We start from the raw sequence: 16,914 nt of genomic DNA, 5'->3' as shown, positions 1-16,914 counted from the left end.
AAGCGTCATTGGAGAGATTTTAAAAGCATTTTCAAAGCATTTTCAACGGTAGCATAACGAATAGCCTTGCGATCCAGCTGACCAAAGCGCATTTCTCTGTGTAAGATTTTGTGATTTTTGTAAGCAACAGCCAAATGCACAAGCCCCACAGGTTTATCGAGAGATGCTCCTCCTGGTCCTGCAATCCCTGTTACAGCAACGGCAATTTCAGCGTATGAATGTTTTAATCCCCCCTCTGCCATTGCAAGAGCAACTTCTTTTGAAACGGCACCATAGGTTTTTATAAGTTCAGCACATACGCCAACAAGGCGTGTTTTAGCTTCATTTGAATAAACAATGAATCCACAATCGAGTACATCGGATGATCCTGGAATATTAGTGAGATTTGCAGCAATGAGCCCTCCTGTGCAAGACTCGACAGTGGCTAAACGCAAACCTTTTTGGCGACAAGCTGCAAGGATTTCATGTGCTTGTTTTTCACAAAAATATGTCATTTTGGAACTTCTCCCGGATAAAGGACACTCACTGTTACAAAAGCGGCGATGCCTTCACCACGACCAATAAATCCGAGCTTTTCATTTGTTGTTGCTTTGATGGAGATTCGATTTGGTGAAATTGTGAGCATATTCATAAGATTTTTTACCATTGCATGACGATAGGGGCCAATTTTAGGTTCTTCGGCGATCAAGGTGATATCAACGTTAGCAATACGACCACTTGCTTTTTTAACAATATCAAGAGCATGACAGAGAAAAATTTCTGAAGATGCACCTTTCCATTGAGGATCAGAGGGGGGAAAATAGGTACCGATATCTCCTGCTCCTTGCGTTGCAAGAAGAGCATCTGTTAATGCATGAAGAGCGACATCAGCATCGGAGTGGCCATTTAATTTTTTATGAAAAGGAATTTTTACACCACATAATACAAGAGAAGTACCTTCTTCGAATGCGTGAACATCATAGCCATTGCCAGTACGGATATCAGGAAAGAATTGCATTCTTTTCTCGAGATAGAAATGTGCAGTATCAAAATCTTCGTGCCATGTAATTTTTATGTTGTGAGGATCACCAGGAACGATACGTATAGGAATCCCAAACCATTCGGCGATTGCAGAATCATCAGTGAATTCTTTTTTTCCAGCTTGTCTTGCTTTTTCATGGGCCGTTAAGATGTCTTTGAAGGGAAAACATTGGGGCGTTTGTGCACTATAAATGTGGCTGCGTGGAATTGTTTCTACAACATGATGTGCGTTATTTACACGTTTGAGGGTATCAGAGACAGCAAGAACGGGAAGAACCCCTTCTTGATGGGTGAGATTGGTATGGATTTTATCGAGGAGTTGTTTTTCGATAAAGGGGCGTGCACCATCATGAATATGCACATATTGGGGTTTAAACTTTTTAAGTACATGAAGCCCATGTAAGGTAGATATTTGACGTGTAGCACCTCCTTCAACGACGATGAGCTGTTCTTTAAAATCAGCAATAGCTTGTGCACAGATTTGGTGATCTTCAGGATGAATAACGAGGACAAGTGTTGTAATAGCTGGATGTTGCAAAAAACAACGTACAGTATGACAAATAACTGGCTCTTGTCCGAGAATCCAGTATTGTTTTGGAATTTTTTGTGGAGATCCTGCTCTTTTACCGCGTCCAGCGGCTAATATGACTGCTGCGATAGAAATATTCAAACTCCTTTTTATGATTTTAGTTTATGGTTTTATGGACATCGGTTTTCAATTGTTTTTGCAAAGTTGGGCGTTTTAGATCCGCAAGAGATATAACTGACAAGACATCAAAAAAAGCGCTTAATGCTTTTTGAAGGGCAGTATTTAAACCACAAAAATCGATCAATGGACAATGAGATTCTGTCGTATCGAAACATTCTGCCATAGAAAAATTATCTTCTGTTACTTTCACAACATCAGCCACTGAAATTTCTGCTGCGGGTTTAGCCAATTTAACACCACCATTGCGTCCACGCACTGTTTGTACAAAACCTGCTTCAACAAGTGGTTGAAGGATCTTAAATAAAAAAAGCTCGGAAACAGCATAGGCTTTCGCAATTTCTGGAATACGACTGAGAGATCCTTGATTATCTGCACAATACATGAGCATTCGCAGCGCATAATTTGTCTGTTTGGTTAACCGCATTTCATTTCCTTATGTAAATTATCACCTGACGCATTTTATTTTAAGATATTTTGCAAAAAGGAGAAATCTTTTCTTTTTTTGATAAATGAGGTCTCCATTTTAAATGCGCTACTGGACTTGTCAATTTTTGTTACAAGAGGTTATATGAGGACAATGGGATAAGGGTATATAAGCTAACTATGAATACAACATCTGTAACGAAACTCCAAGAGGTAGATCACAATACTTATAACGATGAGTTGTATCGCTTAAGTAAGGTGTATGTCTTTTTAGGGATCACAATTATTGTCTTGGCTTTGCTCACAGCGTCTGTTTCATTTATCATTCTTATTGGATTAACGCCTGTTGTTCCCAGTAGATCTGTAACGCTCATTCTTATAGGAATTAATAGTGTCTGGGTTTTAGGACTTGTGATCATTGTTTTTTATGAGATGATCCCTATCATTCGTGCGTGGCGCTCGAGGCGTGCAGGTTCTCGTCTTCATGTGCGTCTTATTTCGTTATTTGCACTTGTTGCAACCATGCCAGCTGTTGCTGTGGCTCTTGTATCGGGACCTGCGCTAAATCTAGGGCTTGATCGATGGTTTGATACGACAACGCGGCAAATTGTTGGTTCTTCCATCGATTTAGCCAATGCATATGCGGATGAAATGCTACAAAATTTAAAAAATTTATCCTATGCTATGGCTTTTGCTCTTGATAATAAGAAGCTTTTAGAGCGTAATCCAGCTGAATATAGAATGCAATTGACGCGTCATGCAATAGGACGCAATCTACGTGGTGCATTTTTATTAAGTTCAAGCGGCACTGTTTTTATATCGAGCAATCTTGGTGATGAGAATAAACTCCCAATTCCCCCCTCTCATCTTATTGAGCGTGCAACGAGTGCGAGACCTTTTTCTTTTCAACCAGGAGTTCATGATTACTTTGGGATTATTTTAAAATTTACCAATATTCCAAACACATTTTTATATTTGGTGCGTGATGTTGATAAAGAAGTTTTATCTGCTTTACGTTTGACGGAAGTCAATACAGATCGTTATCGTGATTTAAATGAAAATCGCCTGCTCACACAAATTGCATTTGGTATGCTTTATCTGTGTCTTTTTTTTAGTTTATTCTTATCAGCTATTTGGGCGGGTATTGCTGTCGCAGATCGTCTGGTACGTCCTATACGCCTTCTTATTGGTGCTGCTGATGATGTGGCTTCTGGGAATATGGAAGTTTTTGTACCAGTACGTGCAAGGGATGGGGATATTGGGCAGTTATCAAAAACGTTTAATTACATGGTGAGTGAATTGAAAAGTCGGCGCAATGAGTTGATTGCAGTTCGCGATCAAATTGATGAGAGACGGCGTTTTTCTGAAGCTGTTTTGTCTGGTGTAACAGCAGGGGTAGCTGGTATTGACGATAATGGCGATATTACCATTATTAATCGGTCTATGGAAACAATGTTCGACATTCGTTCTGAACAAGTTATTGGCCACAGTCTCTTATCATTAAGTTCCGAAATTTGGCAGGTTTTTCAACTTGCACGTTCGCTAGAACGTAAAAATCATCGCGAACAAGTCACTTTAAGTGTGGCAGGACAAGAACGCGTTTATAATGTGCAAATTACCATGGAAGAAGATGACGGACAGGGGCAATCTTGGGTTCTCACCATTGATGATATTACAGATCTTGTTGCAGCACAACGGACATCGGCATGGGCAGATATTGCACGTCGTATTGCACACGAAATCAAAAATCCACTTACCCCCATTCAATTATCGGCGGAACGTATTCGTAAACGTTACAATAAAGTGATTACACAAGATAAAGAGGTCTTTGAGCGATGTATTGATACAATTATTCGCCAAGTTGGAGATATTGGGCGTATGGTTGATGAATTTTCTTCTTTTGCCCGTATGCCCAAACCGCAGATGAATGCTTTAGATATACGCGAATTGCTGCGTGAAGCATGTTTCTTGATAGAAGTTACGCGACATGATATTCATTTTGAGCAAGATTTAGGAAGTACACCACTTGTAGGTGCGTTTGATAATCGTCTCATTGTGCAGGCTTTTTGTAATGTTATCAAAAACGCGAGCGAATCTATAGATTCGGTTATGCGAGAGGAAACTATCCACGGTCATATTCTTGTCCGTTCTTATTGTAAGAAGGGATGTGTTATTGTGGATGTTATTGATAACGGTAAAGGGCTTCCTAAAGAACAAAGGCAAAAGTTACTAGAGCCTTATATCACAACGCGGGAAAAAGGAACAGGACTTGGGTTAGCTATTGTGCGCAAAGTTATTGAAGATCATGGTGGTTCTATGGAGTTGCATGATGCGCCGAAAGGTTTTTATGAGGGGCGTGGTGCAATGATCCGTTTGATGTTTCCCTCATATAGAGCTAAGCATAGTAGTCTTGCACAAGCTACAAGTAATAAAATAGGGGAATAGAATGGTATCAGATATCTTAATTGTGGATGATGAAGCAGATATTCGTGAGCTTGTTGCTGGTATTTTAGATGATGAAGGTTATGAAACACGTGTTGCTTGTAACTCTGATGAAGCCTTAGCACAAATTAGTGAGCGTATTCCAAAACTTATTTTTTTAGATATTTGGTTGCAAGGGAGTCGTCTTGATGGTTTAGCACTGCTTGATGAAATTAAAACGCGCTACCCTGCGCTTCCAGTGGTTATGATTTCAGGTCATGGGAATATTGAGACGGCTGTTTCTGCTATAAAACGGGGAGCGTATGATTTCATTGAAAAACCTTTTAAAGCAGATCGACTTGTTTTGGTTGCGGAACGAACTCTTGAAAATTCAAGTTTAAAACGTGAGCTTTTAGAATTACGAAAACGCTCGAATGAGACCTTGGAACTTCTTGGAAAATCGACTGTTATAAAAAATTTGCGCCAAATCATAGAAAAAGTAGCCCCAACCAATAGTCGTATCATGATTACGGGTCCCTCAGGTGCAGGAAAAGAGATGGTTGCACGTTCTATACACGCACTTTCAACGCGTTCGAATGGGCCATTTGTTACCATAAATGCAGCAACAATTACTCCTGAAAGAATGGAAATAGAATTGTTTGGCAGTGAAATGGAAGGGGGAGAGCGTAAAATTGGTGCCTTAGAAGAAGCGCATGGTGGAATACTCTATCTTGATGAAATTGCCGATATGCCCCGTGAAACTCAGGGAAAGATTCTTCGGGTTTTAACAGGACAGACATTTGAGAGAGTTGGTGGTACAAAACGTGTGAAAGTGGATGTTCGTATCATTTCTTCTACGGCGCAAAATCTTGAAAATCTCATTTCTGATGGGCGTTTTAGAGAGGATCTATTCCATCGTCTTTCGGTTGTTCCTATTACCGTTCCACCGCTGTCAGCGCGTCGTGAAGACATTCCAGAGCTTGTACACCATTTTGTTAAAACAATATCGCAGCAGGTTGGTATTAAGCCGCGTGAGATTAGTGATGATGTGATAGCTATTTTACAAGCGCATGCTTGGCCAGGGAATGTACGGCAATTACGCAATAATATTGAGCGTCTTCTCATTCTTGTGCGTGATGGTGATGGTCCAATAACAGCGGATTTTCTTCCTAGTGAAGTCAGCGATTCTTTGCCACGTATTCAAATGGATACAGATGAGAACATCATGGATTTACCGTTGCGTGAAGCACGAGAATTGTTTGAAAAGAGGTATTTAGTGGCACAAATTGGGCGGTTGGGTGGAAATATATCGCGTACAGCTGAATTCATAGGTATGGAACGTTCAGCTTTGCACCGCAAACTTAAAGCGCTTGGAGTTTCGTAAGGTTATGCGTGTTATTATTTGTGGAGCAGGACAGGTTGGTTATGGAATAGCAGAGCGTCTTGCTGCCGAAAACCACGATGTCACTGTTATTGATATTGAAACAAGATTGATTGAAAAGATTCGTGATACGTTGGATGTAAGAGGTTTTGTTGGTCATGGTTCTCGGCCTGAAGTCCTTTTAGCTGCCGGTGCAGATAAAGCAGACATGTTGATTGCCGTAACTTTATTTGATGAAGTCAATATGGTGAGTTGCCAAGTGGCACATTCTTTATTTAATGTCCCAACAAAAATAGCGCGTATTCGTGCGCAATCTTATTTAGAACCACGCTATAAAACACTTTTTTCTAGAGAGAATATTCCCATTGATGTGGTTATTTCGCCAGAAGTTGAAGTTGGAGAAATGGTTCTGCGCCGTATTGCTCTCCCTGGTGCAATAGATGTTCTTTATTTTTGTAATGATGATATTGTTGCGTTAGCTTTGGAATGTATGGAAGATTGTCCAGTTATTAATACACCGTTGCGTCAATTAACAGAGCTTTTTCCAGATCTTCGCACGACAGTGACTGCTATTAAGCGTGGTTCAGAATTATTCATTGCGCATTCAGAGACGCAATTGCACGTTGGCGATATAACCTATCTTGTTGTTGCTCGTGATCAAATGCGCCGTGCTGTTGGTCTTTTTGGTCATAAGGAACAAGATGCGCATCGCATGATTATTGCAGGAGGTGGGCATATTGGTCTTTATGTCGCTCAGGCGATTGAAAAGCGCCTCCATAAATTAAGATTGAAAATTATAGAATCAGATAGAGAAAGAGCGCTCACAATTGCGGATCAACTTGAAAAAACAACGGTTTTATATGGTAACGTATTGGATCCGGTGATTCTTCAAGATGCTAGAATTGATCAAGCCGATTTAATGATTACATTGACCAATCAGGATCAGGTCAATCTTTTGAGTGCTATTATTGCTAAAAGATTGGGATGCAAAGCCAATATGGTATTAATCAATAATGTTGCTTACCAAGAGTTTAGTCGTGCAGTTGGTGTGGATGCTTATCTGAATCCACATAGTGTTACCATATCGAGAATTTTGCAACAAATGCGTCGTGGTCGTATTCGTGCGGTACATTCAGTTTTTAATGGGCAGGCAGAAATTATTGAGGCTGAAGTGATGCAAACTTCCTCATTAGTTGGGAAGTCATTGTCGGAGCTAGGTTTATCAAGTGGTTTAAGAATTGGCGCAATTTATCGCAATAAGACAATTATACAGCTTTCGGCGGATACACGTATTTTATCTGGCGATCGGATAGTGATATTTGCTCTTGTTGAGTGTGTTCGCGATGTGGAACAGCTCTTTCGTGTCAGTTTAGAATATTTTTAATTGATTGCCTATGGATATTTGCACTTTTTGGTATAGGGGACAATTGAGATTGGTTGATAGACTTTGTTTGTCTTCAATGGTTAAAACTGGGCAACGCGTTAAGCTTTTCAGTTATGATAAAAAAATAGATAATCTCCCTGCTGGTGTTGAATTATGTGCAGCAGAATCAATTCTACCACGCTCAGCAATTTACCGCCTTGATCCCAATTTTTCTGATGACAAACCAGGGTGTACAATTGTTCAGTTTTCGGATTTTTTTCGTGTTATGTTGATGAAATATCAGCAAGGTGTTTGGTTAGATACGGACGTTTACCTCGTGAAACAATTTCATCCAGATGCAGATAAAGTTTGGCTTGCCAGAGAAAATGCTGTGAGGGTAGGTGTTTCTGCACTTTATTTTCCTCCCTATAACCCTATTATAAAAGTGTTTGAAGATTATTGGGCAGGCACAGAAATGGTTCCTCATTGGCTTGGGTTTAAACGTCGTGTTTGGAAACCATTTTGGTTGAAGAGGAAAAAAATGCCGATTTTGCCAGGAAATCTTGGAGTTACAATATTTGGGAATGATGGGATTTCACGATTAGCCAAACGATATGGTTTTTTTCATGAAGCAAAGGAAAAGGAAACTTTTTATTATTGGACAGGACGAAAAGCTGAATATATCTTTGATTCAGCTTTTGGTGTTGAACCTCTTACAGATCCACGTTTGATAGGGTTTCATATTCACAGAAAGATGAGGACTATTCAAAAACCTCAAGAAGGGAGTTTTTATCATTGGGCAGTGTCTCGTATTCCTGCTGCAAATGATTTCTTTAGGTAGAGTTATTATTGCTATTTTAACCACTGGGGTTTTAATCTTTCTTAAAGAGCATTGATTATGGCTTGCCTAACAGAGTAATGTTAGCCTATGGAAAAAATATTGAATGCGTAAAGAGCGCTTGTTATATGAACGGAAAGTGAAAATATGAGTGATCCAATGAAAACAGTATTAAGCCTTGTGCCTATGGTTATTGAACAAACTAATCGTGGTGAGCGGGCCTATGATATTTTTTCCCGTCTTTTAAAAGAGCGGATTATTTTTATTAATGGTCCCGTTGAAGATGGTATGGCGATGCTTGTTTGTGCACAATTACTTTTTTTGGAAGCGGAAAATCCTAAGAAGGAAATTAGTCTTTATATCAATTCGCCTGGTGGTGTTGTGACATCTGGAATGGCAATTTATGATACGATGCAGTTTATTCGTCCTCCTGTTTCCACGCTTTGCATGGGGCAGGCCGCCTCTATGGGGTCATTACTTTTAACTGCAGGAGCAAAAGGTCACCGTTTTGCCTTACCCAATGCACGGATTATGGTGCATCAACCCTCTGGTGGTTTTCAAGGTCAGGCTTCAGATATTGAACGACATGCGCAAGATATTATAAAGATGAAACGGCGTCTAAATGAAATTTATGTTCAACATACAGGACAAGATTATGAGGTTATTGAGAGAACTCTTGATCGTGATCATTTTATGACTGCAGAAGAAGCCAAACAATTTGGCTTAGTGGACGATGTTATACAATATCGTGCTGAAACCGAAAAAGATGAAACAGATTAAGAGTTTTTATAGAAAAAAGAACTACTTTAAAAAGAGAGCTTTGTAAAAGTATCGCGAAAAAGAAGAAAAAACATCTAAAGAGATTGTGACACGCAGGTTTTTAAATATCTTATAGTTTTCTTTATGAAAAACTTCCTTTGAAAAAACGAAGTATTCATATATCGTGGTGAAAGGAAAGAGAAATGAGCAAGATTGGCAATAGTGGGAACGAATCAAAGAACACTCTCTATTGCTCGTTCTGCGGCAAAAGTCAGCATGAGGTGCGTAAGCTCATCGCAGGGCCTACAGTATTCATTTGTGATGAATGTGTAGAGCTTTGTATGGATATCATTCGTGAAGAAAATAAATCTTCTGGGATTAAGGCACGTGATGGTGTCCCTACTCCACAGGAAATTATAACGGTTCTTGATGACTACGTTATTGGTCAGCAACATGCAAAACGGGTTCTTTCTGTTGCTGTTCATAATCATTATAAGCGACTTGCGCATCAGTCTAAGAGCAATGATATTGAGTTAGCAAAATCGAATATTCTCCTCGTTGGTCCAACAGGGTGTGGTAAGACTTATCTCGCACAAACCTTGGCGCGTATTATCGATGTGCCTTTTACCATGGCAGATGCAACCACTTTGACTGAAGCAGGCTATGTAGGTGAAGATGTTGAAAATATTATTCTCAAGCTTCTTCAAGCTGCAGACTATAATGTTGAGCGTGCGCAGCGTGGCATTGTTTATATCGATGAAGTTGACAAAATTTCTCGTAAAGCTGAGAATCCTTCTATTACAAGAGATGTTTCTGGGGAAGGTGTTCAACAGGCGTTGTTAAAAATTATGGAAGGAACGATTGCTTCAGTTCCTCCTCAAGGAGGGCGTAAGCATCCGCAACAAGAATTTCTTCAAGTGGATACAACAAATATTTTATTCATTTGTGGAGGGGCTTTTGCTGGTCTAGAACGAATTATTTCAGGACGCGGTGAAAAAACTTCGATTGGATTTTCTGCTACTGTTAAAGCGCCTGACGAGCGCTGTGTTGGTGAAATTTTTCGTGATTTAGAGCCTGAAGATCTTATAAAGTTTGGTTTAATACCAGAATTTATTGGTCGTCTTCCTATAGTTGCTACCTTAGAGGATTTAGATGTAAATGCTCTTGTTCAAATTTTATCACAGCCCAAAAATGCGTTGGTGAAGCAATATCAACGTCTTTTTGAGATGGAAAATGTTGAATTAGCTTTTCATGAAGATGCGTTACGGATGATTGCTAAGAAGGCAATTGAGCGTAAAACCGGTGCACGTGGTTTACGTTCTATCATGGAGAAGATACTTCTTGAGACAATGTTTGAGTTGCCAGCTCTTGAGGGTGTTCAAAAAGTGCTTATTTCGAGTGATGTAGTTGATGGGAAAGCACGTCCTCTTTATATTTATTCAGAGTGTGCAGAAGATAAAGAAAATGTATCGGCATGACATTGTGTGATATGAGAAGTGGTCATCAACACAATTTGAGGATGATGTTTCTAGATATTATAGCGATAATGCTTGATTTATATGTTCCCAGTTACCATTTCATGTATTGTGGAAAGCTAAAGTTTTGCAAAGGATGGGCTTGTGTAGTGGATAGATCATAGGCTCCAGAAAGGAGAATTATGCAATATATTGATGAAAAGACAGATGAAATAACAGAAGGGTTTTACGCTGTTTTGCCTCTTCGCGATATTGTTGTCTTCCCACATATGATTGTTCCGCTTTTTGTGGGCCGAGAAAAATCAATTCGTGCTCTTGAAGAAACAATGGCGGTTGATAAACCGATACTGTTGGTTACACAAAAAAATGCTTCTGATGACGATCCAAAATCAGAAGATATTTATGATATTGGTACCTTTGCTAATATTCTTCAACTTTTAAAGCTTCCTGATGGAACGGTAAAAGTTTTAGTTGAAGGCACAGCACGTGCAAAAATTAGTCAGTTTGCTTTGAGTGAAGATTATCATCAGGCCTTTGCAACTGTTACAGAGGAGCCAAGAGAGAATAATGTTGAGATAGAAGCTCTTTCAAGATCAGTGATTTCTTATTTTGAAAATTATGTAAAACTGAATAAAAAAATTTCTCCTGAAGTTGTCAATGCAATTGGCCAGATTGATAATCCTTCTAAGCTTGCCGATACGATTGCCTCTCATTTGATGATTAAACTTTCAGAAAAGCAAAAAATATTAGAATTATTACCTGTACGCGATCGCCTTGAACGTGTTCTTTCTTTTATGGAAGGGGAAATTTCTGTTTTGCAGGTTGAAAAGCGTATTCGTTCGCATGTGAAACGGCAAATGGAAAAAAACCAACGGGAGTATTATCTCAATGAGCAGATGAAAGCTATTCAGAAAGAGTTAGGAGCAGGTGATGATAGTCGAGATGAACTCTCTGAATTAGAAGAACGCATCAAAAAGACTAAACTTTCTAAGGAAGCGCACGAAAAAGCTGGGGCTGAACTCAGAAAATTACGCAATATGTCTCCGATGTCTGCGGAGGCAACAGTTGTACGGAATTATCTTGATTGGTTATTAGCAATGCCTTGGGGAAAAAAGTCGAAGATTAAGAATAATTTAGACTTTGCTGAAAAGGTCATGAATAATGAACATTTTGGTCTTGAAAAAGTGAAAGAACGCATTGTTGAATATTTAGCAGTGCAAAGTCGAGCATCAAAAATAAAAGGTCCCATCATTTGCTTACTAGGTCCTCCTGGTGTAGGGAAAACGTCATTAGCACGTTCTATTGCAAAAGCAACAGGGCGTGAATATGTTCGTATTTCATTAGGAGGAGTGCGGGATGAAGCAGAAATTCGTGGACATCGCCGGACATATATTGGCTCTATGCCTGGAAAAATTATTCAGTCTATGAAAAAAGCGAAAAAATCTAATCCACTCTTCTTGCTTGATGAAATTGATAAAATGGGACAGGATTTTCGTGGAGATCCTTCGTCCGCTTTGTTAGAAGTGCTTGATCCTGAACAAAATGGTACATTTATTGATCACTATTTGGAAGTTGAATATGATCTTTCTGACGTGATGTTTATAACAACGGCCAATACACTTAATATTCCAGGGCCGTTGATGGATCGCATGGAAATTATCCGTATTGCAGGTTATACGGAATGTGAAAAAATGGAAATTGTCAAGCAGCATCTTTTACCAAAAGCATTAAAAGATCACTGTTTATCTAAAAAAGAGTTTAGTGTATCAGATGGTGCAATAAAGTCGATTATTCAGTTTTATACACGTGAAGCAGGGGTTCGTAATCTTGAGCGTGAATTAATGAAGGTAGCACGTAAATCCGTTACAAAAATTCTTAAAACGCATCAAAAGTCTGTAAAGATTACAGAAGATAATATTGATGATTTCTTGGGTGTTAAGCGTTATCACTATAATCAGATTGAAGGTGAAAATCAGATTGGTATAGTTACTGGGCTTGCTTGGACAGAGGTTGGTGGAGAGCTATTAACCATTGAAGGGGTGATGATGTCTGGTAAAGGCAAGATGACTGTAACAGGGAATTTGCGCGATATTATGAAAGAATCAATTTCGGCAGCAGCATCTTATGTGCGTTTTCGTGCAGTTGATTTTGGTATAGAACCTCCACTTTTTGATAAACGCGATATCCATGTTCATGTTCCAGAGGGTGCTACACCAAAGGATGGTCCATCAGCAGGGATTGCAATGGTGACGGCAATTGTTTCAGTCCTCACAGGGATAGCGGTCCATAAAGATATTGCAATGACTGGTGAAATTACTTTGCGTGGGCGTGTTTTACCGATTGGCGGATTGAAAGAAAAATTACTCGCAGCTCTTCGAGGAGGTATAAAAAAAGTACTTATTCCTGAAGAAAATGCCAAAGATTTGATTGATATTCCTGATGATGTCAAAAACAATATGGAGATTATTCCAGTAAATCATGTGAGCGAAGTTCTGAAATATGCTTTAGTTCGTTTTCCTGAACCTATTGAATGGACAGAACCTTCCACGGTACCTGTTCCCGTTAGATCAGAGAGCGAGAGTGAAGGAATACAGATTGCACACTGATTCATTTACCTCATTTGCAACGGTATTTTCAAAGCAGAAGAAGGAATTTTGGGGGTATTTGTCTCTTTATTTTGAAAAAAAGTAAAAAATTCCGTGAATAACTGTGATTATTGCTAAAAAAACAATATTTTGGATAAAAATAAGGCTTCTGTTTGCTGTACTTTTCAATAAACTGATCAATGACACGGTTAAGTTGTGTTATCCGGTAATATAGGGAAAGGAAATATTTTATGAATAAAAGTGAATTGGTTAGCTCAGTTGCTGAAAAAGCAGGAGTTTCAAAAGCACAAGCAGGTTCTGTTATCGATGCTTTTATCACTTCTGTAACCGAAGCTTTGGCTTCAGGGGGAGATGTTCGTATTCCGGGCTTTGGTTCTTTTGAAGTTTCTCATCGTGCAGCTACAAAGGGGCGTAATCCTTCCACTGGTGCTGAAATTAATATTCCAGCGCGTTCTGTGCCTAAGTTTTCTGCAGGAAAAAGCCTAAAAGAAGCTGTTAATAAAAAATAATTCGAATGACACTAAAGAGAGCCTGATTTATTTATAAGCAGGTTTTCTTTAGAATTTTCTGTGCTTTCTTTTTACATAAGAATTACAGCATGTGCCCGTTGTAAGGAGCGTGTTTAAAGAGATATCTTTTAAGCTATCTGCGTTTATTTACGACGTTTGTAAATGGTATAATGTGAAGTTCCCTTGCGGAGGAGTGTCTTTATGTTTATGGGCACCATCATTGTATTTGTTGCACTCAGAGAGCCTTTTTGAGAGTGTTTATAAAAGGCATTTTATTCCTTATCTTTGAAAAACTTTTATTGACACGCTCACCTCGCTTGTGATGTGCAAGTGAAGAGTTTTGATTGATTGAATATAAGCAGAACTCAAATGAGAGAGTCTTACGATATCTAGCTTTCTCATTCAGATCTAGAACAACGAATTATTCCTATAAATCAATAGGTTGCTTTTTGAAAGCTTTTTTAGGTTTGGCATAAAGTATGATGTGCGTAAAATATCTTTCTTTACATGCTTTCAATAAAATATTTGGAAAATGTTTTGCTGTGGAGATTCGTGTGCACTGTAAGGATTGTTTTCGGTTTGTTATGCAAGCATGTTACAGTGTGTCCGTATAGCAAAAGTGATTAAAACGCCATTATTGCGTAGTATCTGATATATGTTCGTATGGTTTGTGACTATAGCGTATTTTATGTTATTAGCAACTTCAACAGGTTGAAAGATTTGTGTTTTTTACGGTAGGAAAGGGTTTCATTTATATAAAAACATCTTTAAAAACTCTTACATAGTTTAAATAAAGAGAGCATGTTGCTTATGCGCTGCATTAGAGGGGTATCATAAAAAGCAGTTTAGGATAATTTGCCTACGAGAATCCGAGGGATGAAAGATTCTTGTGAACAGGCTGGAAGCATAAGGGTCTATTTCCATAACAAGGAATTATTTTTTTCTGCTAACCATTGAGTACAATCATTTAAGGCTCTAGCAGTGAGTGCTTGTTTCTTCGCTAATTTTTTTTCTTTGCCTATCAAACGTTTTCCTAAGTGCTTAAGAGAGTTGATAGGGGGGAAAAGTCCAAAATTGATATTCATAGGTTGAAAGGATTGCCTTTCTATTTCTTCTGCTACAATGTGCCCACCGGTAATATGATTCAAAAGAGCTCCCAATGCTGTGGTTAATGGCGGCAGACAAGGGCTGTTATGGTGATATTCAGCAGCGGCAAAACGCCCAGCAAGAAGCCCTATAGCAGATGATTCTACATAACCTTCACATCCGGTGATTTGCCCTGCAAAACGCAGCTGTGGTTTTTGTTTTAAGCGAAGGGTTTGATCAAGAATGGTAGGTGAATTAAGATAAGTATTACGGTGAAGTCCACCAAGTCGTGCAAACTCTGCTTTTTCAAGACCGGGGATCATTCTAAAAATGCGAATTTGTTCACCATATTTCAGTTTTGTTTGAAAGCCGACCATATTATAAAGGGTTCCAAGCTTGTTATCTTGGCGTAATTGGACGACAGCATAAGGTTTAACTGTGGGGTTGTGGGCATTGGTTAATCCCATAGGCTTCATGGGGCCATGTCTAAGAGTTTCAAATCCACGTTCAGCCATAACTTCGATGGGCAAACATCCATCAAAATAGGGTGTTTTTTCAAAGTCGCGGAATTCTGTTTTTTCGGCATTATTTAATTCTTTAACGAATACTTCATATTGCTCTTTATTAAGGGGGCAATTAAGGTAGTCCCTCCCTGTTCCTTCAGGTCCGATTTTATCATAGCGAGACTGATACCAACAAATGTCTAAATCGATACTATCAGTATAGATAATGGGTGCGATGGCGTCAAAAAAAGAAAGCGCTTCTACTCCGGTTATGGTTTGTATTGCACGCGCCAATGCTGGTGAGGTAAGGGGGCCAGTTGCAATAATAATATGCTGCCAATCCTCAGGAAAGTTTTTAATTTCCTCACGGTTTATTGTTATAAGAGGATGATTTTCGAGTGCTGTTGTGACGGTTTTTGAAAATCCATCACGGTCAACGGCAAGAGCACTTCCTGCTGGTACTTTATTGGCATCAGCAGCCTTCATAATCAGCGATTTTGCTAATCGCATTTCGCTATGAAGAAGACCGACGGCATTAGTTGAGGAATCATCAGAACGAAATGAGTTTGAGCAGACCAGTTCGGCAAGCTGATCGGTTTTATGGGCAGCAGATTTTTTTTGCGGCCGCATTTCATGCAAAATAATGGGGATTCCTGATTGAGCAATTTGCCAACTTGCTTCACTGCCTGCAAGACCACCGCCGATAACATGGATTGGAGTATTGAATGTCTTTAACATAACCTGCTTTTAGCGAAAGTCATTCTGTCTGAAAAGGGTAGATTTTATTTTTGCAATTTATTAAGAATGATGCGTATTGAGATTTTTAAATATATTTATTTGCTTTTTTTCTTAAATTAATGGTATAGAAACGCCGCTTATATAAGGTTACTGGCTTGTAAGTTTGAGCGGATGTGGCGAAATTGGTAGACGCACCAGATTTAGGTTCTGGCGGGAGACCGTGGGGGTTCGAGTCCCTCCATCCGCACCATTTACAGATTCTCTACAATACCACTTGATATCGTTGTTTATCTCATTTTATTTATAAGTCATTGTTTTTATTTCCTTAATTGTTTTTTACATACGATTTTGATATCTGATGAATCCACCGAAAGCGCAATTCAAAAGGTGGTTCAAAAGGTGGTTTGAAAAGTGACTAGGAAAACAAGAACACGTGATAGATTATCTGCTTTATCTGTAAAAAATTTGCCTAAAGGTAAATATGCAGATGGAGCTGGATTATGGCTTATTAAAACAGCACAGAATCAAGGACGTTGGGTTTTTCGATTCGATTTCAATAAAAAACGTCGTGAAATGGGGTTAGGCTCTTGTAGTGTTGTATCTTTGAAAGAAGCAAGACTTAAGGCTACCTCTTGCCGTGATCTTTTAAACCAAGGGATTGACCCGATTCGTAAAAGGAAAAATGAAAAGTTACGACAGGCTGTTGATAGTATTTCTTTACGAGAAATTGTTTTAAGCGCTTTTGAAGCCAAAAAAAGCGAATTGAAAAATGAAGGAACAGCCGCAAGGTGGTTAACACCTCTTACATTGCATGTTTTTCCAAAGCTTGGAGATATAGCAATTACTGAATTGACGCAGATTGATATAAAAGAGTGTTTATCACCTATTTGGAAAACAAAAAACGAAACAGCGAGCAAGGCTTTATCGCGTTTAAATATTGCTATAAAACATGCAGCGGCACGCGGTATAGATGTAGATATGCAATTGGTACCAAAAGCAAAAGCTTTATTGGGAAAATTTATTCAAAATGTTCAAAATATTCCGGCTATGCCCTGGAAAGAAGTTCCTCATTTTTATCAATCT

General features: G+C 38.9%; 13 protein-coding genes and 1 tRNA gene. 10 read left to right on the top strand and 4 right to left on the bottom strand.

The genetic code is table 11. The annotated features are described in order from the left end of the window. Positions 1-5: 5 nt before the first annotated feature. The 3 genes from PVV64_RS02100 to rirA are packed head-to-tail and all read right to left on the bottom strand — an operon-like array spanning position 6 to position 2,153. A complete protein-coding gene (locus tag PVV64_RS02100) occupies positions 6-494 on the bottom strand; it encodes a CinA family protein (RefSeq protein WP_273759461.1) in 489 nt (162 codons plus the stop codon). After that, positions 491-1,690 carry a bifunctional 2-C-methyl-D-erythritol 4-phosphate cytidylyltransferase/2-C-methyl-D-erythritol 2,4-cyclodiphosphate synthase gene (locus PVV64_RS02095; RefSeq protein ID WP_273759460.1) on the bottom strand — a complete coding sequence of 400 codons (1,200 nt, stop codon included), beginning with the start codon at positions 1,688-1,690 and terminating at the stop codon, positions 491-493. The genes PVV64_RS02100 and PVV64_RS02095 overlap by 4 nt, the downstream gene beginning before the upstream one ends. A 16-nt stretch (positions 1,691-1,706) precedes the next feature. Next, complete coding sequence (gene rirA / locus PVV64_RS02090) at positions 1,707-2,153, bottom strand: iron-responsive transcriptional regulator RirA (protein ID WP_273759459.1); 447 nt, start codon at positions 2,151-2,153, stop codon at positions 1,707-1,709. 179 nt (positions 2,154-2,332) lie between these two features. Between rirA and PVV64_RS02085 the strand changes: the two genes are divergently transcribed. From PVV64_RS02085 to PVV64_RS02050, 8 genes are all read left to right on the top strand, one after another. Next, complete coding sequence (locus PVV64_RS02085; RefSeq protein ID WP_273759458.1) at positions 2,333-4,597, top strand: PAS domain-containing sensor histidine kinase; 2,265 nt, start codon at positions 2,333-2,335, stop codon at positions 4,595-4,597. A gap of 1 nt (position 4,598) precedes the next feature. Then, positions 4,599-5,957, top strand: coding sequence for a sigma-54 dependent transcriptional regulator (locus tag PVV64_RS02080; protein WP_273759456.1), 1,359 nt, complete (start codon positions 4,599-4,601; stop codon positions 5,955-5,957). Positions 5,958-5,961: 4 nt separating this feature from the next. After that, a complete protein-coding gene (trkA, locus tag PVV64_RS02075; protein ID WP_273759455.1) occupies positions 5,962-7,338 on the top strand; it encodes a Trk system potassium transporter TrkA in 1,377 nt (458 codons plus the stop codon). A 10-nt stretch (positions 7,339-7,348) separates the two neighbouring features. Then, positions 7,349-8,158 (top strand): hypothetical protein, encoded by an 810-nt coding sequence (locus PVV64_RS02070; protein ID WP_273759454.1) that lies wholly within the window; start codon positions 7,349-7,351, stop codon positions 8,156-8,158. 144 nt (positions 8,159-8,302) lie between these two features. Further along, complete coding sequence (gene clpP, locus PVV64_RS02065; protein WP_273759453.1) at positions 8,303-8,935, top strand: ATP-dependent Clp endopeptidase proteolytic subunit ClpP; 633 nt, start codon at positions 8,303-8,305, stop codon at positions 8,933-8,935. A 182-nt stretch (positions 8,936-9,117) separates the two neighbouring features. Next, the gene (gene clpX / locus PVV64_RS02060; protein WP_273759452.1) at positions 9,118-10,392 is read left to right on the top strand and encodes an ATP-dependent Clp protease ATP-binding subunit ClpX; all 1,275 of its coding nucleotides are present in this window, start codon (positions 9,118-9,120) and stop codon (positions 10,390-10,392) included. A gap of 179 nt (positions 10,393-10,571) precedes the next feature. Continuing rightward, positions 10,572-12,995, top strand: a complete 2,424-nt coding sequence (gene lon, locus PVV64_RS02055) for an endopeptidase La (RefSeq protein WP_273759451.1) — start codon at positions 10,572-10,574, stop codon at positions 12,993-12,995. A gap of 230 nt (positions 12,996-13,225) precedes the next feature. Then, the gene (locus PVV64_RS02050) at positions 13,226-13,504 is read left to right on the top strand and encodes an HU family DNA-binding protein (RefSeq protein ID WP_273759449.1); all 279 of its coding nucleotides are present in this window, start codon (positions 13,226-13,228) and stop codon (positions 13,502-13,504) included. A 914-nt stretch (positions 13,505-14,418) separates the two neighbouring features. Here PVV64_RS02050 and trmFO read toward each other — a convergent pair. Next, positions 14,419-15,831, bottom strand: a complete 1,413-nt coding sequence (trmFO, locus tag PVV64_RS02045) for a methylenetetrahydrofolate--tRNA-(uracil(54)-C(5))-methyltransferase (FADH(2)-oxidizing) TrmFO (RefSeq protein ID WP_273759448.1) — start codon at positions 15,829-15,831, stop codon at positions 14,419-14,421. Positions 15,832-15,998: 167 nt separating this feature from the next. Here trmFO and PVV64_RS02040 point away from each other — a divergent pair. Continuing rightward, a tRNA-Leu gene (locus tag PVV64_RS02040) sits at positions 15,999-16,081 on the top strand. A gap of 161 nt (positions 16,082-16,242) precedes the next feature. Next, the coding region (locus tag PVV64_RS02035) for a DUF4102 domain-containing protein (RefSeq protein ID WP_273759447.1) at positions 16,243-16,914 on the top strand (672 nt) is incomplete at its 3' end.

This window comes from Bartonella sp. ML70XJBT.G, from assembly GCF_028618575.1.
Taxonomy (GTDB): Bacteria; Pseudomonadota; Alphaproteobacteria; order Rhizobiales; family Rhizobiaceae; genus Bartonella.
The sequence above is the reverse complement of the archived record's forward strand: the minus strand, read 5'-3'. Positions and strand labels throughout refer to the sequence as shown.

Bases quoted from the DNA above. Each gene is read 5' to 3' on its own strand.
- PVV64_RS02100 (WP_273759461.1), bottom strand. From the start codon at position 494: ATGACATATTTTTGTGAAAAACAAGCACATGAAATCCTTGCAGCTTGT.
- rirA (WP_273759459.1), bottom strand. From the start codon at position 2,153: ATGCGGTTAACCAAACAGACAAATTATGCGCTGCGAATGCTCATGTAT.
- PVV64_RS02085 (WP_273759458.1), top strand. From the start codon at position 2,333: ATGAATACAACATCTGTAACGAAACTCCAAGAGGTAGATCACAATACT.
- PVV64_RS02080 (WP_273759456.1), top strand. From the start codon at position 4,599: ATGGTATCAGATATCTTAATTGTGGATGATGAAGCAGATATTCGTGAG.
- trkA (WP_273759455.1), top strand. From the start codon at position 5,962: ATGCGTGTTATTATTTGTGGAGCAGGACAGGTTGGTTATGGAATAGCA.
- PVV64_RS02070 (WP_273759454.1), top strand. From the start codon at position 7,349: ATGGATATTTGCACTTTTTGGTATAGGGGACAATTGAGATTGGTTGAT.
- clpP (WP_273759453.1), top strand. From the start codon at position 8,303: ATGAGTGATCCAATGAAAACAGTATTAAGCCTTGTGCCTATGGTTATT.
- clpX (WP_273759452.1), top strand. From the start codon at position 9,118: ATGAGCAAGATTGGCAATAGTGGGAACGAATCAAAGAACACTCTCTAT.
- lon (WP_273759451.1), top strand. From the start codon at position 10,572: ATGCAATATATTGATGAAAAGACAGATGAAATAACAGAAGGGTTTTAC.
- PVV64_RS02050 (WP_273759449.1), top strand. From the start codon at position 13,226: ATGAATAAAAGTGAATTGGTTAGCTCAGTTGCTGAAAAAGCAGGAGTT.
- trmFO (WP_273759448.1), bottom strand. From the start codon at position 15,831: ATGTTAAAGACATTCAATACTCCAATCCATGTTATCGGCGGTGGTCTT.